The organism is Rhizobium sp. A22-96, from assembly GCF_053521805.1.
Genome location: NZ_JBNWDQ010000001.1, coordinates 844,785 through 870,164 on the forward strand (window position 1 = coordinate 844,785; position 25,380 = coordinate 870,164).

Here is a 25,380-nt window from a genome sequence, read left to right on the forward strand (position 1 = left end):
AACAAACGGATGAAAGCCATGTCAGACAAGCAAAGCCGCCAGTTCCGCCCCCTGCCCGTTCCAAATGTCGAGCTCGCCGGCCTGTTCGGCGACCGCCAGGATGCTATCTGCAATTCGACGGCCGCCACCCTGCTCGACCGCTGCGTCGAGGCCGGCATGATCCGCGCCATCGATGTCGGCCAGCCGAGCCCCGGCATCGTCATCCCCCTGCAGACATGGTCGGGCTCCACACAGATGTTCTGGGACAGCGATCTCGGCAAATCGATCGAGACCATCGCCTATTCGCTCTATCGCCGGCCCAATCCAGAGCTGGAGGCACGCGCCGACGCCATCATCGACATGTATGAAAAGATGCAGGAGAAGGATGGTTATCTGAACGCCTGGTTCCAGCGCGTCCAGCCCGGCCGCCGCTGGACCAACCTGCGCGACCACCATGAGCTCTATTGCGCCGGCCATCTGATCGAGGCGGCCGTCGCCTATTATCAGGCGACGGGCAAGCGCAAGCTGCTCGACATCATGAGCCGCTTTGCCGACTACATGCTGACCGTCTTCGGCCATGGCGAAGGACAGTTGCGCGGCTATTGCGGCCACGAGGAGGTAGAACTCGCGCTCGTCAAGCTCGCCCGCGTCACGGGTGAGAAGAAGTACCTGGATCTGGCCAAATACTTCATCGACGAGCGCGGCCAGCAGCCGCATTTCTTTACCGAGGAAGCGCTGCGCGATGGCCGCGACCCCAAGAACTTCGTGCAGAAGACCTATGAATACAGCCAGTCGCATCTGCCGGTGCGCGACCAGACCAAGGTGGTGGGGCATGCCGTGCGCGCCATGTACCTCTATTCCGGCATGGCCGACATCGCCACGGAATATAACGACGACACGCTAACTTCAGCGCTGGAGACACTCTGGGACGATCTCACGACCAAGCAGATGTATGTCACCGGCGGTATCGGCCCGGCCGCGTCCAACGAAGGCTTCACCGACTATTACGACCTGCCGAACGAAAGCGCCTATGCCGAGACCTGTGCCTCGGTCGGCCTCGTCTTCTGGGCCAACCGCATGCTCGGGCGCGGCCCGAACCGCCGCTATGCCGACATCATGGAACAGGCGCTCTATAACGGCGCGATGGCGGGATTGTCGCTCGACGGCAAGACCTTCTTCTATGAAAACCCGCTGGAGAGTGCCGGCAAGCATCATCGCTGGACCTGGCATCATTGCCCCTGCTGCCCGCCGAATATCGCCCGCCTGCTCGCCTCGGTCGGCTCCTACATGTATGCCGCAGCGGACAACGAAATCGCCGTGCATCTCTATGGCGAGAGCAAGGTCCGCGTGCCGTTGGCGAGCGGCGTGACCGTGACGCTTGCCCAGGCGACGCGCTATCCTTGGGATGGTGCCATCCATTTCGAGGTCAACCCGGATCGCAATGCCGAATTCGCACTGTCGCTGCGCATACCCGAATGGGCCGAGGGCGCAACGCTTGCGGTCAATGGCAAGACCATCGATCTCCCAGCGGTTACCGTCGACGGCTATGCCCGTATCGACCGCGAGTGGCAGGCCGGCGACAAGGTCGACCTCAACATTCCGCTGATCCCGCGCACCCTTTTCGCCAATCCCAGGGTCCGCCAGGATGCCGGGCGCGCCGCCCTGATGCGCGGCCCTCTCGTCTATTGCGTCGAGACAACGGATAACGGCCAAGACCTCAATGGCATTTCGTTCGCCGGCAACCCGGCATCTGCGAAGACAGCTGACATCGCCGCCCTCGAAGGTGCCGTCGCGCTCGATATTCCAGTCACACGCGACGAGGCGGACTGGGGATCGGATCTTTACCGGACAACGCCGCCGAAGAGCCGAGCCGCCATCGCACGCTTCGTGCCCTATCATCTCTGGGACAACCGCGAGCCGGGCGAAATGCTGGTCTGGATCCGCACCGAGCAAAGCCGCGGAGCCTGACATGACGAAGAACGGCATGAAGCTCACCGGCGTCCGCAAGAGCTTCGGCGGGCTGGAGGTCATTCACGGCATCGATCTCGATGTGCCGGAGGGTGCTTTCGTCGTCTTCGTCGGCCCGTCCGGCTGCGGCAAATCCACCCTGCTGCGGATGATTGCCGGGCTGGAAGAGGTCACGGACGGTGAGATCGCCATCAAGGGCCGCGATGTCACCGATCTCGATCCCTCCGAGCGCGGCATCGCCATGGTCTTTCAGTCCTATGCGCTCTATCCGCATATGAGTGTGCGCGATAATCTCGGTTTCGGGCTTAAAATGGCCCGGACCGATGCGGGCGAAATCGAGCAGCGCGTCGGCTCCGCCGCCGCGATCCTCAAGATCGATCATCTGCTCGATCGCCGGCCGGGCCAGCTCTCGGGCGGTCAGCGCCAGCGCGTCGCCATCGGCCGGGCGATCGTGCGCAAACCGGAGGTCTTCCTGTTCGATGAGCCGCTTTCCAATCTCGATGCCGAACTACGCGTCTCCATGCGCATCGAAATTGCCCGACTGCACCGCGAACTCGGCAATACCATGATCTACGTCACCCATGATCAGACCGAGGCCATGACGCTTGCCGACAAGATCGTCGTGCTGAAGGACGGTCGGATCGAACAGGTGGGCAGTCCGCGGGAGATCTATGAGGATCCGGCCAATAGTTTCGTTGCCGGATTCATCGGCTCGCCGCGCATGAACATGATCGAAGCCATATGGTCCGGCGAAGGGACAGCCAAGGTCGGCAATGGCACTGTCAGGGTCGATCTGGCGCGCCACAAGCCATCAGCCGGCGAAGACTTGCTGCTTGGCATGCGCCCGGAACATTTGATTGTGACGTCAGACCAGGAAGATGCTGTCCGGGTCACGGTCGACGTCACCGAATATCTGGGCGGCACGCGTTATCTCTATTGCCAGACGGAAGATGGCCAATCACTGATCGCCGAGTATCGCGAAGGGCCTGATATCGGGCGCGGCGACACGCTCCATCTGCGCTGCCCGCCCGAGCGGCGGCGCTATTTCGACAAGCAAGGCGAGCGGCTTCGCTAAGCCACGTATTTCCATCGCAACGACGCGCTAATCATTTGACGGACAAGGATGATTTGGAGAAGGTTGCTGATGGAGATTGCATGCCACGCACCCGCCCTATGCGGGACGATGCGCGATATCAAACCGGAGAGACCTTGTGGCGAAGACATATGATTTCATCATCGCCGGCGGCGGTTCGGCTGCCTGCGTTGCGGCCATGCGGCTCGTGCGTGACTTCGGCTTTTCGGTGCTCATCATCGAACGCGGCCCGCGCAACACCGCCAAGCTGATGGCCTTTCCCGCCGGCTACATGAAATATCTCGCCCGCGATGATTTCCTCGAAATGCATCATACGGTCGCCCAACCGCAGCTCGGTGGCCGCGGCCCGATCGTTCCGGTCGCCAAGGCGCTCGGCGGCGGCAGCGCCGTCAACGCCATGGTCTACATGCGCGGCCAGAAGGAGGATTATGATCATTGGGCCGCCCATCTGGGCAACGGCACCGAGTGGTCCTATGAAGACATGCTGCCTCATTTCAAAGGCATCGAAGGCAATACCCGCTTCAACGACGATTATCACGGCATATCAGGCAATCTGCGCGTTTCAGAGCCGCGCCATACCTGCGATACGACACAGGATTTCCTGCTCGCAGCCCAGGGCCTCGGCCACGCCTACAATCCCGATTTCAACGGCATCAGGCAAAACGGTGTCGGCATCATGCAGCACACCTACGGATTATGGGGTGGCAAGACGGAGCGTTCCGACGCGAAGAAAGCCTTTCTTGATCCGCTGGCTGACGACGAGCGACTGGATATCATCACCGACGCCCGCATCGATCGCATCGTCATCGAAAACGGCCGCGCAACCGGCGTCGGCTATGTGCAGAACGGGCAGACCTATACCGTCAGAGCCGCTCGCGAGGTTCTCGTGGCAGCCGGGACCTATAACAGCGCCAAGCTGATGATGCTCTCCGGCATCGGGCCGGCCGATCACCTTCGCGAGCATGGCATCGACGTCGCGCTCGATCTCCCCGGCGTCGGCGCCAATTTGCAGGACCATCACGAAGTCCCAGTCATCGCCACCACCAAGGGCAAATCCGGTTATTTCGGCGAGGACAAGGGCTGGCCGATGCTGCGCAACGGCCTGCAATATATCCTGTTCAACTCAGGTCCGGTAACGACGACGGGCATCGAATCCTGCCTGTTCTACGATCCCGATGGCGGCGAGCGGCCGACGATCCAGCTCTATTGCGCGCCAATCGTCTATCTCGACCGCGACGTCTCCTCGGCAAAACCGACCCACGGCGTTACCTTCACCTCCTGCCTGCTACGGCCGAAGGCGCGCGGTAGCGTCAAGCTACGCTCGGCAAACCCGGCAGACCAGCCCTTGGTCGACTGCAACTTCTTCGGCGATCCCGACGATCTGCGCCTGACGCTTGCCTCACTGAAAGTCGCCCGGCAACTACTCGAAACCGAGCCGTTCAAATCAAAGATCGCGGATGAGATCCTGCCCGGTCGGGCGCTGCAGGACGAGGAGTCGTTGGCCAAATTCGCCGGCCAGACAGTCAAGACCAACTACCATCCCTCCGGCAGCCTGCGTATGGGGCCGGAGAGCGATCCCATGTCCGTGGTCGACGGCAGGCTGCGCGTGCGTGGGATCGAGGGGTTGAGGGTTATCGATTGCTCGATCATTCCCTTCATCCCCTCGGGCAACACCAACGCGCCGGCGATGGCGATCGGCTCCAAGGCGGCGGAGATGATTGCCGGGGATTATTGACGCGCCAGGATTTCCAAGACGGCCACTTGAGTCAGTGGCCGCAGCGTCTAGCGACGTTTACGCAGCCTTGCTGATGCGCACCGGAATGGACTTATAGGAAGGCGTGCCGCTTTCCTTGTCCTGATAGTCGAGCGGGATCAGGCAGTTGGCCTCCGGATAATAGGCGGCGACGGAGCCTTCGGAGATATCATAGGAAATCGCCGTCAGCTGCAGCAGCCGCTTGCCACCGGAAGGGAGTGCCGTCTCGATCTCCACGAGATCGCCATGCTCCAATCCCTTGGCCGTCAGGTCCTTGTCATTCATGAACAGTACATCTCGGCGGCCGAAGACACCGCGATAGCGGTCATCGAGGCCGTAGATCGTCGTGTTGTACTGATCGTGGCTGCGGATCGTCGCGAGCTTGAGGATGCTGGTGTCGGAAAAGGAGATGTCCTCGTTGAGGCCGGAGAAAAGCTTGAACTCGGCTTTGCCGGAGGGCGTCTTCCAGACGCGTTCCGTCGCTGCCAGCGGCAGGCGAAAACCACCTGGCACAGCGATGCGCTCGTTGTAACGAGCAAAATCCGGGTAGACGATTTCGATCTTGTCGCGGATCAGAGCATAATCGTTGATGAGCTCCATCCAGGCGACCCTGCTTGCCGGCAAGGTGGCATGCGCCATGGCGGCAACGATGGCCGGCTCGGAACGCAGCTGGTCGGAGGCCGGTTTCAGCCTGCCTTGTGAGGCATGCACCATCGACATCGAATCCTCGATCGTCACAGCCTGCGGGCCGGTGGCCTGGACATCCACCTCGGTGCGGCCAAGTACCGGCAGCAGGAAGGATTCCTTGCCGATCAGCAGATTCGAGCGATTGAGCTTGGTGTTCATATGAACGGCGAGATCGAGCCTGCGCATGCCCTCGGCGCACAATTGCGGGTCCGGAAGCGCAATTGAAAAATTGCCGCCGAGGCTCAGCAATACCTTTGAGCGCCCCTCGGCCATCGCCTGCATCGCTGCAACCGCGTCATGGCCATGGTGAGCCGGAGACTTGAAACCAAAGGCACGCTCGATGCCCTCGATCAGCGCCGCATTCGGCTTCTCGGTGATCCCGACGGTGCGATTGCCCTGAACGTTGGAGTGACCGCGCAGCGGGCAGATGCCGGCGCCGGGCTTGCCGAAATTGCCGCGCAGCAGCAGAAGATTGGCGATCTGCTGCACATTGGCCGTGCCCTTCGCATGCTGCGTGATGCCCATGCCATAGGCTACGATCGTGGCCTTCGATTTGGCATAGGCGGCGGCGACCCGCTCCAGATCGGCGCGGGCAAGGCCTGAAACCCTCTCGATATCGGCCCATTCCGTCTGATTGAGATCTGCGACGAGAGCATCGAAGCCGCTGGTATGCTCCGCAATGAAGGCATGATCGAGCACGTCTTCCGAAGTCTCGGCAAGCGCCAGAACGCCCTTCATGATGCCCTTGAGTGCTGCCGCATCGCCGCCGATCTTCACCTGATAGTAGGAAGACGCGATGCGAGTCGATCCGAAGGTTCCCATTTCGATCGGGCTCTGCGGGTCGGCGAAGCGTTCGAGCGCCCGCTCCTTCAGCGGATTGAACACGATGATCGGCACGCCGCGGCGCGAACACTCGTGCAGCGTGCCCATCATGCGCGGGTGATTGGTGCCGGGATTATGTCCCATGGAGATAATCAGGTCGCACTCGTCGAAATCGTCGAGCGAGACCGTGCCCTTGCCGATGCCGATCGATTGCGGCAGGCCGACGCTGGTTGCCTCATGGCACATGTTCGAGCAATCGGGGAAATTGTTGGTACCATATTCGCGCGCAAAGATCTGGAAGAGGAAAGCCGCCTCGTTTGAGGCGCGGCCCGAGGTGTAGAACTCGACCATATCCGGATCGGGCATGCTGCGCATGACCTCGCCGATGCGGGCAAACGCATCCTCCCAGGTAATCGGCTTATAAGTGTCGGTTGCGGGATCATAGACCATCGGATGCGTCAGCCGACCGGAATTCTCCAGATCATAGTCGCTCCAGGTCAGGAGTTCGCTGACGGTATGTTCCGCGAAGAAATCCGGCGTCACGCGCTTGTTCGTCGCTTCCCAGGTGACAGCCTTGGCTCCGTTTTCACAAAACTGGAATGTGGACGTATGCTCCTTGTCGGGCCAGGCGCAGCCGGGGCAGTCAAAGCCTGTGGGCTTGTTGGTGCGCAGGAGCAGGCCGGGCGCCTCGGTCACGTCCATCTGGTTACGAACTGCTTTCGCAGTGGCTTTCAGCGCTCCCCAGCCGCCGGCCGGGCTGTTGTAGGGACGGATACCAGGGACTTCACGTTTCTGCACCATCGCATGCTCCTTCGGTTACCCAATGGCTTCCTCCCAAAGGCCGGGCCTTCAAGGAATAAGCGTGAGGCAGGAGGGTGTAAAGCACTACCAATAGGCACTTGACAAAACAATCGATACGCGCGGGTGTCCAAGGACATAGATATTGGGATATTCAAACTCAGTTCTTGAAGACGAGGCAGCTGCCGCCCTGCTGTCGAACCTGGGTGCAAACGGCATCCGCCTCGGCTCGCGTCTGGCGGCCGATACGGGCCGCGAAGCGGATGCGGCGGCCGAAATCGGCATTGCGCTGCCGCACGATCAACGGCTTTTCGGCATTGAGGGGAGATGGCAATTTCTGAACGTTCATTGCAAAGAGGCGACGAGCGGCATCGACTTGAAAGTGTTCAGCCAATTGAACACCCCAAGGCGCCCAGGGCCGCTCCTGTTCGAAGGGAACTTGCTTCAACCGCCGACTTCCAGCGAGTGCCACACAGGACTGAATGAAGGGCTTGCCCTTGTCCAGTGCCGGCGCGGCGACATCGGGCGGCCCATCCCGCCACTCTTCGACCGAGTGCGCGGTTATTGCACTCACATAGCTACGCGTCTCATACGGAAGATCGCCGGAGTTGAGGAAGTTCGCCAGGCCAGCCTCGCCGGCATTATAGGCAGCGGCCGCCAAGCCGAGATTACCGAAGCGGTTGCGCAGCTCATCGAGATAAGCAGCCGCCTTGCCAAGCGCCTCCAGCGCATCATAGCTGTCGCGGACGCCACGAAGCTTTGCCGTTCCCGGCATGAACTGCGCAATACCGCGTGCGCCTTTGGGGCTGATGGCATCCGAGCGAAAGGTGCTCTCACGCCAAACCAGCCGGGCCAGATAATCCGGCGGCAGGTGATTGATACCGGCGAAATAGTCGATGGCGGCGCAGAGATCGCTATTGTAGCTCTCCTTGCGGAGGCACAATGTCTCGCCGGTCTCTGTGATCATCGGGCCGGAGACGCAGACCGGCGGCGGTGCAACGCTCCATTCCGGCTGCGCGCTGGCGGGGCGAAAGGCTGAAATAGTCGCGACGCACAAAATGGCGAAGGCGACCATACCGCCGACAAAGCCTGCTCGCTGCTGCCTGCCTGCCATCCGTGCGATACCCGTCCACGCCAGTTCGATCGCAAAATTGCGATCTCTTCATAGCATCGATGGACTGTAGCGAAAACCTTTGACGGCGTGATGATGTCGCCGGCGGTTACACAGCCAGACGGCCGCCACGCATTGGCTCAGGCGCGCCGGTCGTGCCAGGGAAGCTGATCGGCAAGCCCCGCAGCACGCGCACGGCCAGAAATGCGAAGCATTCCGCTTCGACGGCATCGCCGCGCCACCCCAAATCTTCGGCAAAAATCGGCTCCACGCCGGCGCGGCTTTGCAACATCGACATGATCGTCGGGTTGTGACGCCCGCCGCCGCTGACGACGACTTTCTTTGGTCGGCGCGGCAACAGATCGAGCGCCTTGCCGACAGCACCGGCAGTGAAGGCAGACAGCGTTGCCGCACCATCTTCGGGGCTCAGGCCATCGGCCATCGATGCACCGAAATCGAAGCGGTCCAGCGACTTCGGATAGGAGGCGCTAAGATGAGGATGCTGCAGCAGCTTTTCGAGCCTCGCCTCATCGACCTTGCCGGCTCGTCCGAGCGCACCGTCGCGGTCCATTTCGCCGAGGCCATGCGACTTGATGAAATCATTGAGCGGAGCATTGGCCGGACCGGTGTCAAAGGCGACGAAATTGCCCTCTCCGTCCCACCAGGTGATATTGGCGACGCCACCAAGATTGAGGATTGCGGTCTCGCCAGCTGCGCCCGCGCCGCGCAGCAAGGCAGCGTGATAGGCAGCAGCAAGCGGCGCACCCTGACCGCCGGCGCGCATGTCGGCCGAGCGGAAATCATAGGCAACCTTGGTGCCGAGGATGGAGCGCATCAGCTCGCCATCGCCAAGCTGGCGCGTCTGTCCGAGGCGATCCTTCTGCGGCGCCCGGTGCAGCACGGTCTGGCCGTGAAAGCCGACGATACCGATATCGGCCATGGTCATGCCCTGGCTCTCGACCAGCTGCCTGACAGCCTCCGATTGCGCTCGCGTCAGAGCCTCCTCGGCTTCCTTGAAGATCGCCGGCTCCGAGCCGTCGAAATTCCAGACCCGCGCCTGCCGCAGGGTTTCTTCCAGAAGCGCGCGGATCCAATCGGGATAGGGGGCGAGAACATAGGGGCCGAATTCCTCGATCCGCTCGCCATCCGTCTTCAGCATGGCAACATCGATATTGCCGTCGAGGACGGTTCCGGTCATCAGACCGACTGCCCAGATTGGTTCCATGGTCAGGCTCCTATGCTGCATTGACGAGATCGCTGACGGTCTGACGAAGCGCCAGGATGCCGCTGTCGAAATGGCGTGTCGGATGAATGCGGTTGGTGAGCAGGGTCCAGGCCCTGCCCTTGGCGAAGTCGATCCAGAGAGCCGTGCCGGTGAAGCCGGTATGGCCGATCGTCTCCGGCGAACACAGCGCCCCGCCCGACCAGCCCTCATGGGGCCGCTCCCAGCCATGCGTCCGTGTGGCCGAAAGCGGTGCCCGCATCAGCGCGATCGAATTGGTGGAGGCTCCGCTGCCGTCGAGCAAGCCCTCGGCGAAATCGAGGACGGACGCTGCCGTTCCGAAAAGCCCGGCATGACCGGCGCCCTGAAGTGCGGAACAATTATCGTCATGAACTTCGCCAGACAGGATACGATGACGCCAGGTGCAGTCCTCCGTCGCGGCTGCCTGATCGGGCGCGGCGGAAAAGGCAAAGCCCGGCCCCGGATCCATGGCACGGATCGTCCGGCCCGACAGGCGCTCCAGCGCAAAGCCCAGCAGAATGAAGTTGATGTCGGAATAGACGGGCGGCCCTGCCCGCCATTCGCGCTGCAGGATGAAAGCGCGCAAAAGCTCCGGGTCACGGCCATAGGTGTAGATGGGCTCCACTGCCGGAAAGGGCGTCTGATGACCTAGGCACTGACGGAACGTCACTTTTCGCTCCCAGGCCTCGGCACTGTACTGGCGCAGATCCGGCAGAAGTGTCGTCAGCGGCGCATCGAGATCGATGGTGCCAGCCTCCGCCAGTGCCAGGATGCGCGGCGTCGTGAAAATGACCTTGGTGAGCGAGGCAAGATCGAACCATGTGTCCGTCAGCATCGGCCTGACGCTCGGGATCTTCTGCGCCGAACCGACCGCGCGCACCAGCCGATTGCCATCGAGATCGACCATGCCAAGCACACCGCCTGGAATGCGCGCGGACGCTATCGTCTCTTCGAGGGGCGCAAAGGCCCGATCGAAACGCTCTTCAAACTGCATGCTCCCCCCAGATGCCATGCTTGCCTCTCCACGCCCTTGCTTCAGGCTTCCGCCAGAGCGATGTGATCCGGCGCGAACCGGCGCCATTCAGGGGCGGCAGGCTCGAAACCGAGCGGACGCACCAGCGACGGCACCTGCCGCGTATCGAGCGTGAAATGTTCCTTTCGCCGCGCGACCGTCGGCACCGCCGAGATCAACCGCCTGGTATAGGAATGCTTCGGCTGCGACAAGATTGAGGCCGCGTCGCCGATCTCGACGATCTGCCCGGCATAGAGCACGGCGATGCGGTGGGCGATCCGCTCCACAACAGCCATGTCATGCGAGATGAACAGATAGGCAAGGCCATATTCCCGCTGAAGCTCGATCAGAAGGTTCAGAACCTGCGCCTGAACGGAGACATCGAGTGCGGAAACCGCCTCGTCCAGCACCAGCACGGACGGGTTCAGCATCAGGGCGCGAGCGATGCACAATCTCTGACGCTGGCCGCCCGAAAACTCATGCGGATAGCGCTCAAGGGCGTTTTCCGGCAATCCCACGCGCTTCAGCAGCATGGTCATTCGCTCTCGCGTATCTGCCGACAGACGACCGCCGGCGGCGATCACCGGTTCGGCGAGAATATTGTCGACCCTAAGCCGCGGATTGAGCGAGGCGTAAGGGTTCTGGAAGACCATCTGCACCGCGCTGGTGCGATCCGCGGCCTTGCCGCCACTGGTGGTGAACGTGCCGCGTGTCGATTTGACCAGCCCGAGGATTGCCCGCGCGGTCGTGGATTTGCCCGAGCCGCTCTCGCCGACGATCGCCAGCGTCTCGCCCGACATCAGATCGAATCCGACCCCTTCGACGGCGTGGACAGCGCCTGTCGTGCGGCGCAGGAAACTGCCCGACACCGCAAAACGAACGGTCAAGCCATCCACCTTCAGCGCCGGTTTGGCCTGTGCTTCATCGCGCTGGAAATCCGTGCGCGCGGCACTCCCCGCCGCGAAATGCGGAACGGAATGCAGCAAGTGCTGCGTATAGGGATGGGTGGGATTGTCGAGGATCTGGTTGAGTTCGCCCTGCTCGACCGCCTCCCCGGCCCGCATCACCATCACCTTGTCGGCGATGCCGGCGACAAGGCCGATATCGTGGGTGATGAAGATCATCGACATGCCGGTCTCGCGTTTCAACTCGGCGAGCAGCGCCATGATCTGCGCCTGCACGGTGACATCGAGCGCCGTCGTCGGCTCATCGGCGATCAGCAGGCGCGGATTGCAGGCAAGCGCCGTCGCGATCATCACCCGCTGCAGCATGCCGCCGGAAAGCTGGTTCGGGCAATAGGTCAGCCGTCGCGCCGCATCAGGAATGCGCACGCGATCGAGCGCATCCTTGGCGGCGGCCTTTGCCTGACTGCCGGTCAAGCCGCGATGCAGCCGGAACGATTCCTCGATCTGCGTGCCGATCGTCAGCACCGGATTGAGCGAGGTCATCGGCTCCTGGAAGATCATGCCGATCTCGCCGCCACGGATCTTCGTCAGCTGAGCTTCGCTGGCCTCGGTGAGGTCAAGAATGCTGTTGTCGGCACGTTTGAGCCGGATCGAGCCGCCGACGATGCGGCCGCCGCCGAAATCGACGAGGCGATTGATGGAGAGCGCCGTGACGGATTTGCCTGAACCGCTCTCACCAACGATTGCCAGCGTCTCGCCGGCTTCGACATCGAAGCTGACACCGCGAACGATAGGATTGGCCTGCGGATTGCGCCCGAAACCGACGCGAAGATCAGAGACCGATAGCAAAGGGTTCATGCCGTCGCCCTCCGCATTTTCGGATCGAGAATATCGCGCAGGGCATCGCCCAGCAGGTTGAAACCAAGAATGGAGATCATGATGATCACGCCGGGGAAGATCAGCAGCCAGGGCGCCGTCTCCATGAGGTTGCGGCTGTCGCTCAGCATCAAGCCCAATGAGGAGGCCGGCGGCTGGGTTCCAAGCCCGAGAAAGCTCAAGCCGGCTTCCGTCAAGAGCGACCAGGCAAGCGCCAGCGTCACCTGCACGGTCAGCGGTGCCACGAGATTGAGCAGCAGATGCCGCGTTAGGATATAGGATCGGCTGCTACCGAAGGTGCGGGCAGCGTCGACGAAATCGCGTCCCTTCAACGACAGCGCCGGACCGCGCACGACGCGGGTGAAGATCGGCGTATAGACGATGGCGATCGCCGCAACGCTGGTCCAGGTCCCTGGCCCGACGATGGAGATGATCAGAAGCGCGAGAAGGATGGCGGGGAAGGCCAGAAGCACATCCATCATGCGCATGATCACACCGTCCCACCGCTTGCCCGACCAGGCGGCGGTCAGGCCGAGTACGGTGCCGATCAAGGTCGCGGTGGCCACCGAAAGGAAGGCTACGGTGAAAGATTCGCCGATGCCGCGCATCAGACGGCTCGCCACGTCGCGGCCGAAGAGATCGGTGCCCATCCAATAGGTAAGGCTCGGGGCATGCAGGCGGTCGATGCGGTTCTGCATCAAGGGATCGTGCGGCGTCACGCCCAGCGTGCCGAGAATGGCAAGCACGATGTAGATGAGCACGATAACGCCGCCGATACGGCCGCTCATGTGTCCGAAAATCGCTTTGACGATCCGCATCAGCCTTCTCCCAGCCGCACGCGCGGATCGAGTGCGACATAGGCAAGATCGACGAGCAGATTGACGATCATGAAGTTGAAGGCGATGAACAGCACACTGCCCTGCACCAGGGCATAGTCTCGCTGCAGGATGGCGTCGAGCACCATGCGCCCCAGGCCGGGCAGAGCATAGATCTGCTCCACCAGCACCGCGCCGCCGAGCAGATAGCCGAATTCGACACCGCTCAGCGTCACCACCGGGATCAAAGCATTCGGCAAGGCATGCCGCCAGATGACACCACGCGCCGGCACGCCGCGACTGCGCGCCGTGCGGACATAATCATCGCTCAGAACATCGAGCATGGCCGAACGTACGACGCGCGTGACCGAGGCTGCGAAGGCAAAGCCGAGTGTCAGCGCCGGCAGGATCATCTGGCCGAGATTACCGAGCGGATCCTGCCAGATGGGCGTAAACTCACCCATGGTCGGCAGGACGCCGAAACCGGCCGACAAGGCATAGATCAGCAGGAGCCCGAGAACGAAATTCGGCGTGGACTGCCCGATCATGGCGACGATGCGCACAAGAAGATCGGACAGCTTTTCGTTTCGTGTCGCGGCAAAGACGCCCGCCGGCAGGCCGATGGCAAGCGCTATCACCATGGAGAGCAAGGCAAGCTCGAGCGTCAGCGGAAAACGCTCGAGGATGATATCGAGCACCGGCTTGCCGTAAGTGACGGAGAGGCCGAGATTGCCCTGGAACAGGCCGAGCAGCCAATGCCAGTACTGAACGGGCCAGGACTGATCGATGCCGAAATAGGCGGCTAGGGCCTGCCGCTGCTCTGGCGTCAGCAGGCCCGCATTGGTTCCGAGCATCGCCGTGATCGCATCGCCCGGCACCAGCCGGATGGCGACGAAGACGAAGATGGATACGCCCAGCATGATCAGCGGGAATATCATCAGCCGGCGCGTCAGGTATGCCATGGAACTTCCCTTAAATCTCGACTGCTGTCACTTGATCGAGACTTTGGCGAGGCCGAACAGCGAGCCAGTCGGCGTCGGCACGAAGCCTTCGACGTTTTTCTGCTCTGCCGTGTAGCCATAGGCCGTGTAGAGCCAGATCCAGGGCGAGACTTCGGCGATATGCTTCTCGAATTCGGCAAAGATCGCCTTACGCTTGGCCGGATCGGTTTCGGCGCGGCCCTTCTGCATCAGGCTGTCGAGCGTATCGTCGATGTAGTTGGCGACCTTCTGCAGATTGCCGGTCTTGGTCCAATAACGATTATACATCGAATAGGGATCGGCACTGCCGCCGTTGAGCGCCACTGCCATGTCGAAATTGCCCTTCAGCCAGGTATCGACGTAGACATTGAGTTCCATCACCTTGATGTCGAGCTTGATGCCGATTTCGGCGAGCTGCGATTGGATGACCTGCGCTTCGGCGGTGGCGGTTGGCGGTTCGCCGGTAGCGGCGATCACGGTCGCCGAGAAACCACTGGCAAGGCCGGCATCGGCCATCAGCTTCTTGGCCTTGGCCACATCGCGCGTATAGCAGAACAGTTGGCTAGGGTCGGTCGCATAGAGCGGCATCGTCAGCGGGCCGGTCACCTTGCCTTCGCCGAGTGCTGCGGTATCCATCACGTCTTTGCGGTCGATGGCGCAGGAGATCGCCTGGCGCACGGCAAGCTGATCCATCGGCTTTCGCGAGGGGTTGAGCTGCAGGACGTTATAGGACAGGACCGGCGTGCGGGTAAGCTGCAGCTTTGGCTCCTTGGGCACCAATGTTGCCACGAGCGGATCATTCAGAAGCGCAAAATCGATCTGGCCGGTGCGTAACGAGGCGAGGATTGCGGTTTCGTCCGGCAATACGCTGATGTTGATGCCATCGACGCCGACGGCGCCGCCAGCCCAATCCTTGTTGGCGCTCAGCACTTCCTTGGAGTTCGGAACCCAGCTGTCGAGCTTGAAGGGGCCAGAGCCGATCGCCTTCGTGCCGAGGGTGCCGGCGGTAATTTCGCTTGCCGGAACAATGGCGGCGTTGAGGCTCGTCATCGCCGTCAGCAGCGGAACGTCGGGCTGAGATAGGTTAAAAACTACGGTAGTGGCATCGGGCGTATCGATGTTCGCGATCGACAGGAAGTTGGCACGGGCAACGGCGCCGGTCGCCTGATCGAGAACGCGCTGGAAGGAAGCCTTCACGTCAGCCGACGTGACTGGGGCGCCGTTCTGGAACTTTGCCTTGGCGTTGAGCTTGAAGGTCAGCTGCTTGCCGTCGGCCGAAAACTGCCAGCTGTCGGCGATGCCAGGCACGATCTGCAGATTGCCGTCGAGGCGAACGAGCGGTTCGTAGATCAGTTCCAGCAAGCGGATGGAGGAGAAGGCCGTCTGCTTGTGCGGGTCGAGCCCGGTCGCATCCTGCGACCATGCCATGCGCAACGTCGCTGCTTCCACAGGCATCGCGACCGTCGCCAGGCCAATCCCCACGGCCAGCGCCATTCCCGAAATCAGCGTCTTTCCAAAATTCCCCTTCATTCCAATTCCTCCGAATTTTTTTAAATGTCCCCGGCCGATTTTGGCCCATTGATTGCCATCGCGGCTTGCCGCGACGTTCGTTCAAGCAGTTTTCGCATTGATGGCCTTGCGCAGGAATCCATCAGCGTTTTGCAATGCCGCGCGGGCTTCTTCAATGCCCATTCCGGTTATTTCCATGAGAATGGCAAGCTTGACGTCATTTCCCGTCAGGTCGAGGACGCGACGCGCCTCCTGCTGCGAAGAACCCGTCGCCTGCATGACGATGCGCGCGGCGCGCGCCACCAGCTTCTTGTTGCTGGCGCTGACGTCAACCATCAGATTCTGATAGCTTTTGCCGATGCGGATCATGCTGGCCGTCGTCAGCATATTGAGAATGAGCTTCTGTGCCGTGCCAGACTTCAGGCGCGTCGAACCCGTGAGGATTTCCGGTCCGACAACCGGGGAAATGGCCAGATCGGCAATGCCGGCGATGATGGAATTCGGATTGCAGGACAGGGCGACCGTAAAGGCGCCGATGCTTTTCGCATAATTCAAGCCGCCGATGACATAGGGGGTGCGGCCGCTGACGGCGATGCCGACGACGACATCAGCCTTCGTCAGCTTGATCTCTTCCAGCGTCTGGCGGCCCTGCTCCGGATCGTCCTCTGCCCCTTCGATTGAGCGCCGCAGCGCATCCGGACCGCCGGCAATCAGACCGACAACCATATCCGGAGGCACACTGAAGGTCGGGGGGCATTCGGAGGCATCGAGCACGCCAAGGCGGCCGCTGGTCCCCGCGCCCATATAGATCAACCTGCCGCCCTTCTGAAAGGCGGCGACGATCTGGTTGACGGCAGCGGCGATTGCCGGAATGACCTTTTCGACGGCAATCGGCACCGTCTGGTCCTCGTAATTCATCTCGCGCAGGATGTCGAAGGTCGGCAGCAGATCGATATGCATCGTATTCGGATTGCGGCCTTCGGAAACCAACTGCTCCAGTTCGGATATCAACTTCTGCTCTGTCATGGGACTGCTCTCGAAATGACGCTTCGATACCAATAGGTCAGGGATGGCGAGCTCGACCAATGGGGCGTCGGGCCTGCCGCGGCAAAATTCGGTTCTCAACACATCGGAAGGCTGACATCAGCCATGGCGCAGCAGCCCTTTTCGGCTTTGTTCCGCGCCCATTCCCTGTTTACCTAGGTTAACATTATGGCCATTTATTCCTTTCGTCAATCCAGAAAGGAATAAAATATTCCATATCGGCCGTGCGAAAATTCCAGCCCCGATCGTATCGTTCAATGTTGGCAAATCGCCCTTCTGGCAAGGATGATGGCACCCGATACGGCATCGCCGTCGATCGGCTTGAGACTGCGGCGCACATCCGGCGCAAGCCAAGGCTCCAGTGGGCTTGCAAGCCCGCCAAGCAGGCAGACGCGCGGCGCCCCCTTCTCGAACAGGGTGCGCACCAATGTGTCGATATGCCCAGCCGCATTCTGCACGATGCGCCGCGCCACGGAATCTCCCTGGTCTGCATGACGCAGAACCATGGGTGCGAGCGCGGCGTAATCGGTGGCGGAAGCGCGATCCATCCAGGCGACAGCCTCCGCCGGATCATTCTGGAAACGCTGCATGATCTCGGCCAGCAACGCCGTCTTCTGCTCGCGACCGTCATGAGCGCGCAGGGCAAGCTGCACGGCTTTCAGCCCGAGATAAGCGCCACTGCCTTCGTCCGAAATCGGAAAGCCGTAGCCGCCAACGCGCAATTGCCGACCCTCGACGAGACCGAGCCCGATGGACCCCGTGCCGGCAATGACGATCGCGCCATCGCGGCCGGAATGAGCGCCGAGGCAAGCCCCCTCGCCATCGCTGACAAAATCTATGCTGGCGAAGGGATGTTCTATGGCTCGAAGGGCAGCCAGAGCACCTTTGCGGCTGATCCCAGCCAGGCCGACGCCTGCATGGATATGCCTGATATCCGCTGCACTCAGACCTGCCTCCTCGATTGCCGCATCGAAAGCCCTCGTGATCGAAGCCCACGCCTGCTCAATGCCGAGACGGGTCGTCGCGGGGCCGGACAATCCCTGCCCCAATACCGTGCCGTCAGCATCCTCGATGCGGGCGCGGCAACCGGTGCCGCCGCCATCGACGCCAAGGAAATAATGGGCGCTTTTGGCTACATCGCTCATGACGTCAATCGCTCGATATCGGCGCCGCAAAGGCGAAGCTTGCGATCGAGCTGTTCGTAGCCGCGATCGAGATGATAGACGCGATTGACGATGGTCTCGCCCTCAGAGACGAGCGCCGCCAGCACCAGCGAGACCGAGGCGCGGAGGTCCGTCGCCATCACCTGCGCGCCCTTGAGCGGTGGACCGCCCCGCACGAGAGCCGTCGTGCCCTGCAGCGTGATATTCGCGCCGAGCCGCATCAGCTCCGGCACATGCATGAAGCGGTTTTCGAACACGGTCTCGCGGATCAGCGACGCACCCTCTGCGCAACAGGCAAGAGCCATGAATTGCGCCTGCACATCCGTCGGGAAACCCGGATAGGGTTCGGTGGTGAGGTCAGTGCCCTTGAGCGGCCGGTCGCTTGAGACAACAAGGCCGCGGTCGCTCGGCCAAACGCTGACGCCCATGGCTTCCAGCGCCTGCACGACCGAGGCCAGGTTTTCAAGGCGGGCATGGATAAGCTCCAGCTGTCCGCCGGTAATGGCCGCAGCCACGGCATAGGTGCCGGCCTCGATACGATCGGGGATGCCGTGGTGTTTGGCAGCACGCCAGCTGGTATCGCCGTCAATCAGGATGCGATGCGTGCCCGCCCCCTCGATCCGCGCGCCCATGGCGCTGAGGCAGGCGGCCAGATCCGCAACCTCTGGCTCGCGCGCGGCATTCAGGATTTCCGTCTCGCCCTTGGCGGCGCAAGCGGCCATCATGGCGGTCTCCGTCGCGCCGACCGATGGCGAGCTCAGTACGATGCGGGCGCCCTTGAGCCCATTCGTGGCAGAGGCGACGATCACGCCGCCTTCGATCGCAATATCGGCGCCGAGGGTTGCGAGCGCCTTGATGTGCATATCGACTGGCCGGGCACCGATGGCGCAGCCGCCGGGAAGGGAGACACGCGCCTGACCGAAACGGGCCAGCAGCGGCGCCAGCACCAGAACCGTTGCCCGCATACGCCGAACCGTATCGTAGGAGGTCTCCTTTGAAACGATGGCGCTCGAATCGATCATAGCGCTGTGTCCCGCGCGGGTGATCGTCGCGCCATGAAGCGCGATGACGCCAAGCATGTTCTCGACATCACTGACGACAGGCAGGTTGGTGAGTTCCAGTGGATGCGGGCTTAGAAGTGCAGCCGCGATCTGCGGCAAGGCGGCATTCTTGGCGCCGGAAATCGTTACGGCACCCTGCAACCTTTTGCCGCCAGAGATACGAAGTCTATCCATGATCAGAAACCCGTTGGGGAGAGGTGCGAAATCCCAAAGATAACCGCCGCCTGCTTCCCAACAAAGACTATTCACCCATTCCATCTTGTCAACGAGAATTGGAATTTTTTATTCCAACCCTCTGTGATAAAGTCGATTGCGCAGAGCATGGTTGCCCGGCTTCGCTCAAATGCTATTTTCGCGGTGCTTGTAGAGATGCGTGAATCGGCCTCGGCGGCCCGAAGGAACAGATGTCTATCCTGAAGAAAATCAGCGCGCAGCTCGAGACCATGGCGCCGGCCGACCGCCAGATCGGGCAATTCATCGTCGACAAACCCGACCAGATGCTGCGGCTCTCATCGGCGGCTCTTGCCGTCGAAACCGGCCGCAGCCAATCGAGCGTCGTCAAGTTCAGCCAAAAACTCGGCTATGCCGGCTATCAGGAACTGAAGCTCGCGGTCAGCGAGGCGAAGGCCCAGGAATGGCCGGCGCCCGCGGGCATGATCCACGGCACGATCGAAGTGGACGACGGCTATCTGACCATCCTGCAAAAGCTGCTTGGTAGTAAATTGCAGGCCATGCAACAGACCATCTCGGTCAACAACGAGGCCGATATCGAAAAGGCGCTGGAAGCCCTTCACGATGCCAGGCGCATCCACCTAGCCGGTGTCGGCGCCTCGTCCCTGGTCGCCCGAGACTTTTCTTATAAGCTGATGAAGCTCGGCCGCAATGTCCTGCACGATAGCGACAGCCATGTGCAGATGGCCAATGCGTCGACGCTCGGGCCGGACGATCTGCTCTTTGCCCTTTCCTATTCCGGCGCCAGCATCGAGACACTGCGGATCGCCGAGCTGGCAAGCCAACGCAAGGCGACCGTCATCGCCGTGACCGGACTTCAGGACAATCCGCTCGCCCGTGTCGCCGATATCCGCCTTCATACCGTCGGCGATGAGGACCGCGTTCGCTCTTCGTCGATCACGGCGCGCGATGCTCAGCTGATGCTGACGGATTTGCTGTTCATTCTGCTGGTACAGCGCCAGCCCGATGCCCACGACTACGTCCACAACAGCGAAACGGCCGTCTCCGTGCTGAAGGCCAAGCGCCTTTCATAGAGGCCGGTAAACAAGCTGTGACGGCGGCAAGTCTATACGCCACGGATTTACGGACGTAGCTTGCGAGCCCTTTCGCAATGCACCCGGAGATAGCTCATGGACCTCGGCCTCAAGGATAAAGTCGTTCTGATCACGGGCGGCTCGAAGGGCATCGGCTATGCCTGCGCCGAACTCTTCCTGTCGGAAGGCGCACGCGTTGCCATCTGCTCACGGTCGCAAGCCAATATCGACACGGCGCTTTCGAAACTCTCCGGGGCACGTGGTTATGCCGCCGACCTGATATCCGACGAGCAGGCACTCGCGGTCGTTGACAAGGTCGAGGCCGAAATCGGCCCCATCGATATTCTCGTCAACAGCGCAGGGGCTGCGGCACGCACGCCGGCAGACGAACTGACCCCCGCCATCTGGCGCGCCGCGATGGATGCGAAATACTTCTCTTACATCAACGTAATCGACCCCGTCATCAAGCGCATGGGCACGCGCGGCTCGGGCGCCGTCATCAATATCATCGGCAATGGCGGCAAGATCGCCTCGCCCTTCCATCTGGCCGGCGGCTCGGCCAATGCCGCCTTGATGCTCGCAAGCGTCGGGCTTGCCAATGCCTATGCCGGCAAGGGCGTGCGTGTCGTCGGCCTCAATCCCGGCCTGACGGAAACGGACCGCGTCGCCGAAGGCCTGAAGGCTGCAGCCAAAGCCACCGGCTCGACCGAGACGGAAGCACTCGCGGATGCCTTGAAGCGCATCCCGATCGGCCGCATGGCCGATCCGACCGACATTGCCAATGTCGTTGCCTTCCTGAGTTCGGCCAAGGCAAGCTACGTCACCGGCGTCGTCATCAGCATGGACGGCGCGCAGGTGCCCGTCGTGGTTTAGGAAGCCAGACGGCGGCTCAGGCCACCGCCTTCCAGTCCAGACCGATATCGAGCGTCGGCGCGCTATGCGTCAGCCATCCCGCGGAAATGAGATCGACGCCGGAGGCGGCGATGGCGGCAGCGGTTGCTGGCGTGATGCGGCCTGATGCCTCGGTGATGGCACGGCCGGCGACGATATCGACAGCAGCACGTAACTGATCCGGCGTCATATTGTCGAGCAACACGGCATCCACACCCTCGGCCATCGCTTCGCGAAGCTGTTCCAGCGTATCGACCTCGACTTGGATCTTGACCATATGCCCTACGCCCGCCTTGGCGCGGCGGATCGCCTCGACAACACCGCCGGCAATGGCGACATGATTGTCCTTGATCAGGACCGCATCATAGAGCGCGAAGCGATGGTTCATGCCGCCGCCGGCGCGGATTGCATATTTCTCCAGCGCCCGAAGACCCGGTGTTGTCTTGCGGGTGCAGACGATCGTCGCCTTCGTGCCCGCAATCGCCTCGACGATACCGCCCGTCACGGACGCAATGCCGGAGAGATGGCCGAGGAAGTTGAGCGCCGTGCGTTCCGCCGTCAGCAGACCGCGCGACGGTCCCTCGATCGTTGCGATCACTTCACCGACGTCAACCTTGGTCCCGTCTGGCACATGACGGGTCATGACGATCGCCGGATCGACGAGCTGGAAGGCGAGTTCGGAGGCATCAAGGCCGGCAATCACGCCCGGCTGGCGTGTCACCATCGCTACACGGGACCGATGTGTTGCGGGGATCACGGCTGTCGATGTGACGTCACCAGCAAGGCCGAGATCTTCGAGGAGCGCATTGCGCACCAGCGGCTCGACGATGAGGCGAGGAAGGGGAGCAAGGGTCATGTCAGGCACTCCGGGCAAGGGAATAAGGAGGAACGGATCTGGCGATATCGAGCGTATCGGACAGGCGCATGGTGCGGCGCTGCGCATGCGGCAACTTCAGCGGGAAATCCGTGCGGGCATGGGCCCCGCGCGATTCCGTCCGAAGGCTGGCAAAGACGGCGATCAACAGCGCGACAAGAGCCGGATCGGCTGACGCCCCGTCCGCATCGAACAATGGCAGGAGGGCCGCGATCGCGCCGTGAATGGCGCCAGCATTGCGCAGCACGCCGAGATGGCGCGAGACGATGGGCCGAACGAGCGACAGATCTGGCGCCGCAATGCTCGGATTGTCTCGCGGCAATTTCGCCTGGCTCGCATCGGCTTCGGCAATATCCCGCGCCGCCCGTATGCCCATGACGGCAGCTTCCAGCAAAGAGTTGCTGGCAAGACGGTTCGCGCCATGAAGACCGGTGGAAGCGGCTTCGCCGACAACCCAAAGGCCCGGCACAGAACTGCGACCAGCCTCATCCGTCGCAACGCCGCCCATGTGATAGTGAACGGCAGGGCGCACGGGGATAAGCTCGTGTGAAGGATCGACACCGGCCTCACCGCACAGCGCATCGATGATGGGGAAGCGCTGTGCAAAGTTGTTGCCAAGCGCCTGACGTGCATCGAGGAAAACCCGGCCGCCCCGCGCGATCTCCGCGCTGATGGCGCGCGCGACGACATCGCGGGGTGCAAGTTCCGCACCGTCGACTTCGGCCATGAAGCGCTCGCTCTTTTCATTCAGGAGCAAGGCACCCTCGCCGCGAACCGCCTCGCTGACGAGTGCCAGCGGCCACCGGCGGCTATCGAGCGCCGTCGGGTGGAACTGCACGAACTCCATGTCGGCCAGCAGCGCTCCGGCGCGGGCGGCAAGCGCGATCCCTTGACCGAAATTGCCGACCGGATTGGTCGTGGCGTCGTAAAGGCCGCCTATGCCGCCCGTCGCAAGCACGATGCGGGAGGATGGCAGGATGACCGTGCCCTTCTCCGTTACGCACAGGAGACCGGCAACATGATCGCCATCCAGCAACAGGCGTCTTGCTTCATAGCCTTCGAGCACCGTGATCGATGGCGTGCGGGCAACCGCTTCGACGAGCGCGCGAACGATGGTCGCGCCCGACCCGTCACCCTTGGCATGCACGATGCGGCGCAATGAATGAGCTGCTTCGAGACCCAGGGACAACTCGCCTGCACTATCGCGATCGAACTCGACGCCGGCCCGCTCAAGAGCCGCAATGGCCGAAGGTCCCTCCGCGAGGATTCTGGCCGCGACCTTCGCGTCGCAAAGACCATCGCCTGCGGCAAGTGTATCCGCCAGATGCAGCGCTGCGCTGTCATCTCGGCCGACGCAGGCAGCGATGCCGCCCTGTGCCCAACCGCTCGACGTTTCCGCGCCGACCGCAGCACGCGTTACGATTACAGTCGGCTCCGGCGCCAATGTCAGCGCCGTCATCAGCCCGGCAAGACCGCTGCCGACGATGACGATACGACCGCTTAATTCCTCAAGGATCTCGCTCATATCGCCAGCATCCTCTCCACTGCGCGCCGCGCGTCGACCGCAATGGCCGGATCGACGGTCACTTCATGCTGACCCTGTTCCAGCGCCTTGCGGATATTGCCGAGCGTGATGCGCTTCATGTGCGGGCAGAGATTGCAGGGCCGGATGAATTCCACATCCGGATGATGCACGGCGACATTGTCGCTCATCGAACATTCGGTCAGAAGCACGACGCGTGCCGGGCGCTTGTTGCCGACATAATCGGACATGACGGCGGTCGAGCCGGCGAAGTCTGCCGCTTCGACGACATCGGGCGGGCATTCGGGATGTGCAAGCACCGTCACGCCGGGATAGTTTTCGCGAAGCTGGCGAATATCATCGGCGGTGAAGAGTTCATGGACCTCGCAATGCCCATGCCAGGCAATGAGCTCGACATTGGTTTCGCGCGCGACGTTACGCGCCAGATATTCGTCGGGGAGCATCAGCACTTTCGGCACGCCGAGCGATTCCACCACTTGCTTAGCATTGCCCGAAGTGCAGCAGATATCCGAGGCTGCCTTAACGGCCGCCGACGTATTCACATAGGTGACGACGGGAACACCCGGATGCGCCTGCCGCAGTAGGGCGATATCCGCTGGCGTAATCGATTCCGCCAGCGAGCAACCGGCCTCCATATCCGGGATCAGAACTGTCTTGGTCGGGTTCAAGAGTTTCGCCGTCTCGGCCATGAAGTGCACGCCGGCAAGCACGATGACGTCGGCGTCCACTTCCACAGCCTTGCGGGCAAGAGCCAGACTGTCGCCCACGATATCAGCAACGCCGTGGAAGATTTCCGGCGTCTGGTAGTTGTGCGCGAGAATGACGGCATTGTGCCGTCGCTTCAGCTCGAGGATGGCCTCAACGTCATCCTGAAACGTCAGCCATTCGGCTTTCGGGATAACGCGGCTCACGCGCTCGTACAGGGAAGATGCGGATACGGGAAGATTCATGACCGGCTCCTTATTATACTCATTTTGAGTATATCATGCGCAAATAGATATTCTCGATATGAGCATATGTCAATTGCGGGAGAGCGGTAATTTCGTTCCGGAGAATTCGCGTTCTTCAAGGATGGCGCGGCGGAAGCGGAAGAGCTTGGCCGGACGGCCGCCAGTCTCGCTTTCAGTGCCGCCGGTCTCTTCCACGAGTTCCTGCTGTTCGATCAGCCGACGGAAATTCTGCTTGTGCAGCGTGAGGCCCGCCAATGCCTCGACGGTTTTCTGCAGTTGCAGAAGCGTGAAATTTTCGGGCAGGAGCTCGAACACAACGGGGCGATACTTGATCTTGGCCCGCAGCCGCGCCATGCCGGTGGCAAGGATACGGCGATGATCGGCAAACATCGTCCGGCCGAACGTCCGTGACCCGTCGCAACCCGCCTCTGCAACGAGACGCGCCTCGTAAAGCAGCTCATAGCGCTGCAGAACAAGATCTTCGTTCCATCCAGCCCCATTCATCCCGAAATCGAAGTCGACGCGGCGGCGGCGCTGACCGCTCCTTGCTGTATCCGCGTCGACCCATGCGGCCAGACCGGCAGCGATATCATCGAGAATGGCCGGACGGCCCTTGCGGTGGTCTTCCCAGGGTAGATATTCGTACCAGCCATGCCAACCCGGCAGACCGCCGCCTGGCGCCGCTTGCTCCCGCACGAGACCGAGATAGCTGATCGAAATCGTCCGTCCGCCAAGGATTTCGTTGTTCCGGTCGCGATCGGCGAAGGTGTAGAGCTGTTCGAGATAGCCGACCGGATGGGCCGTCTGCTCCCTGATCCATTCGCGCAGCCCGCTTTGCAGCGTTCGATGCCCAAGCTCGAACGGACCGGACGGCAAGGCTTCGCCCGAACGCACCGTCATCACCCGGGGATCATTCCCCGTAACGGCCGTCAGAACCGCGATCAGTTCGGCATGCGCAAGCCCTATGGTCAAGCGAACTCCATCATTCGTTTCACTATGGATGTTCTCGCATGAAGCGAGGCTCAAGCCAATGCGGGC

General features: G+C 61.8%; 20 protein-coding genes. 5 read left to right on the top strand and 15 right to left on the bottom strand.

Going from position 1 to position 25,380, the window contains the following annotated elements; all coding sequences use genetic code 11:
* Positions 1 to 18: 18 nt before the first annotated feature.
* The 3 genes from ACQZ6F_RS03825 (at position 19) to ACQZ6F_RS03835 (ending at position 4,775) form a co-directional block, all read left to right on the top strand.
* Positions 19 to 1,947: a glycoside hydrolase family 127 protein gene (locus ACQZ6F_RS03825; protein WP_449092718.1), complete on the top strand. Its 1,929-nt coding sequence runs from the start codon at positions 19 to 21 to the stop codon at positions 1,945 to 1,947.
* A 1-nt stretch (position 1,948) separates the two neighbouring features.
* Entirely contained in the window at positions 1,949 to 3,022 is a 1,074-nt protein-coding gene (locus tag ACQZ6F_RS03830; protein WP_449092719.1) for an ABC transporter ATP-binding protein, read from the top strand.
* Between the two features lie 136 nt (positions 3,023 to 3,158).
* Positions 3,159 to 4,775: a GMC family oxidoreductase gene (locus tag ACQZ6F_RS03835; protein WP_449092720.1), complete on the top strand. Its 1,617-nt coding sequence runs from the start codon at positions 3,159 to 3,161 to the stop codon at positions 4,773 to 4,775.
* A gap of 57 nt (positions 4,776 to 4,832) precedes the next feature.
* Here ACQZ6F_RS03835 and ACQZ6F_RS03840 read toward each other — a convergent pair whose 3' ends face one another.
* The 11 genes from ACQZ6F_RS03840 to murA all read right to left on the bottom strand — a co-directional run bounded on the left by ACQZ6F_RS03840 (position 4,833) and on the right by murA (position 18,993).
* Positions 4,833 to 7,103 carry an FdhF/YdeP family oxidoreductase gene (locus ACQZ6F_RS03840; RefSeq protein WP_449092721.1) on the bottom strand — a complete coding sequence of 757 codons (2,271 nt, stop codon included), beginning with the start codon at positions 7,101 to 7,103 and terminating at the stop codon, positions 4,833 to 4,835.
* A 157-nt stretch (positions 7,104 to 7,260) separates the two neighbouring features.
* Positions 7,261 to 8,214 (bottom strand): transglycosylase SLT domain-containing protein, encoded by a 954-nt coding sequence (locus ACQZ6F_RS03845; RefSeq protein WP_449092722.1) that lies wholly within the window; start codon positions 8,212 to 8,214, stop codon positions 7,261 to 7,263.
* A gap of 106 nt (positions 8,215 to 8,320) precedes the next feature.
* Positions 8,321 to 9,436 carry an anhydro-N-acetylmuramic acid kinase gene (locus ACQZ6F_RS03850; protein ID WP_449092723.1) on the bottom strand — a complete coding sequence of 372 codons (1,116 nt, stop codon included), beginning with the start codon at positions 9,434 to 9,436 and terminating at the stop codon, positions 8,321 to 8,323.
* Between the two features lie 10 nt (positions 9,437 to 9,446).
* Positions 9,447 to 10,466 (bottom strand): serine hydrolase domain-containing protein, encoded by a 1,020-nt coding sequence (locus ACQZ6F_RS03855; RefSeq protein ID WP_449092724.1) that lies wholly within the window; start codon positions 10,464 to 10,466, stop codon positions 9,447 to 9,449.
* 23 nt (positions 10,467 to 10,489) lie between these two features.
* Positions 10,490 to 12,229, bottom strand: coding sequence for an ABC transporter ATP-binding protein (locus tag ACQZ6F_RS03860; RefSeq protein ID WP_449092725.1), 1,740 nt, complete (start codon positions 12,227 to 12,229; stop codon positions 10,490 to 10,492).
* Complete coding sequence (locus ACQZ6F_RS03865) at positions 12,226 to 13,065, bottom strand: ABC transporter permease (RefSeq protein WP_449092726.1); 840 nt, start codon at positions 13,063 to 13,065, stop codon at positions 12,226 to 12,228. Before ACQZ6F_RS03865 ends, ACQZ6F_RS03860 begins: the two co-directional genes overlap by 4 nt.
* Positions 13,065 to 14,024 (bottom strand): ABC transporter permease, encoded by a 960-nt coding sequence (locus ACQZ6F_RS03870; RefSeq protein ID WP_449092727.1) that lies wholly within the window; start codon positions 14,022 to 14,024, stop codon positions 13,065 to 13,067. Before ACQZ6F_RS03870 ends, ACQZ6F_RS03865 begins: the two co-directional genes overlap by 1 nt.
* Before the next feature lie 27 nt (positions 14,025 to 14,051).
* A complete protein-coding gene (locus tag ACQZ6F_RS03875; RefSeq protein WP_449092728.1) occupies positions 14,052 to 15,572 on the bottom strand; it encodes an ABC transporter substrate-binding protein in 1,521 nt (506 codons plus the stop codon).
* 81 nt (positions 15,573 to 15,653) lie between these two features.
* Positions 15,654 to 16,577 carry an N-acetylmuramic acid 6-phosphate etherase gene (gene murQ, locus ACQZ6F_RS03880; protein WP_449092729.1) on the bottom strand — a complete coding sequence of 308 codons (924 nt, stop codon included), beginning with the start codon at positions 16,575 to 16,577 and terminating at the stop codon, positions 15,654 to 15,656.
* A gap of 272 nt (positions 16,578 to 16,849) precedes the next feature.
* Complete coding sequence (locus ACQZ6F_RS03885) at positions 16,850 to 17,740, bottom strand: glucosamine kinase nucleotide-binding domain-containing protein (protein WP_077467787.1); 891 nt, start codon at positions 17,738 to 17,740, stop codon at positions 16,850 to 16,852.
* Entirely contained in the window at positions 17,737 to 18,993 is a 1,257-nt protein-coding gene (murA, locus tag ACQZ6F_RS03890) for a UDP-N-acetylglucosamine 1-carboxyvinyltransferase (RefSeq protein WP_449092730.1), read from the bottom strand. Before murA ends, ACQZ6F_RS03885 begins: the two co-directional genes overlap by 4 nt.
* A gap of 230 nt (positions 18,994 to 19,223) precedes the next feature.
* Between murA and ACQZ6F_RS03895 the strand changes: the two genes are divergently transcribed.
* The gene (locus ACQZ6F_RS03895) at positions 19,224 to 20,084 is read left to right on the top strand and encodes a MurR/RpiR family transcriptional regulator (protein WP_068393762.1); all 861 of its coding nucleotides are present in this window, start codon (positions 19,224 to 19,226) and stop codon (positions 20,082 to 20,084) included.
* Positions 20,085 to 20,180: 96 nt separating this feature from the next.
* Positions 20,181 to 20,957: an SDR family oxidoreductase gene (locus ACQZ6F_RS03900; RefSeq protein WP_449092731.1), complete on the top strand. Its 777-nt coding sequence runs from the start codon at positions 20,181 to 20,183 to the stop codon at positions 20,955 to 20,957.
* A 16-nt stretch (positions 20,958 to 20,973) separates the two neighbouring features.
* On the opposite strand, the gene nadC is transcribed toward ACQZ6F_RS03900, so the two are convergent.
* The 4 genes from nadC to ACQZ6F_RS03920 all read right to left on the bottom strand — a co-directional run bounded on the left by nadC (position 20,974) and on the right by ACQZ6F_RS03920 (position 25,314).
* Entirely contained in the window at positions 20,974 to 21,831 is an 858-nt protein-coding gene (nadC, locus tag ACQZ6F_RS03905; RefSeq protein WP_449092732.1) for a carboxylating nicotinate-nucleotide diphosphorylase, read from the bottom strand.
* Between the two features lies 1 nt (position 21,832).
* Positions 21,833 to 23,374, bottom strand: a complete 1,542-nt coding sequence (locus tag ACQZ6F_RS03910) for an L-aspartate oxidase (RefSeq protein WP_449092733.1) — start codon at positions 23,372 to 23,374, stop codon at positions 21,833 to 21,835.
* Complete coding sequence (nadA, locus tag ACQZ6F_RS03915; RefSeq protein WP_267549058.1) at positions 23,371 to 24,342, bottom strand: quinolinate synthase NadA; 972 nt, start codon at positions 24,340 to 24,342, stop codon at positions 23,371 to 23,373. The genes ACQZ6F_RS03910 and nadA overlap by 4 nt, the downstream gene beginning before the upstream one ends.
* A 69-nt stretch (positions 24,343 to 24,411) precedes the next feature.
* Positions 24,412 to 25,314, bottom strand: coding sequence for an NUDIX hydrolase (locus ACQZ6F_RS03920; protein ID WP_267549059.1), 903 nt, complete (start codon positions 25,312 to 25,314; stop codon positions 24,412 to 24,414).
* Between the last annotated feature and the right edge of the window lie 66 nt (positions 25,315 to 25,380).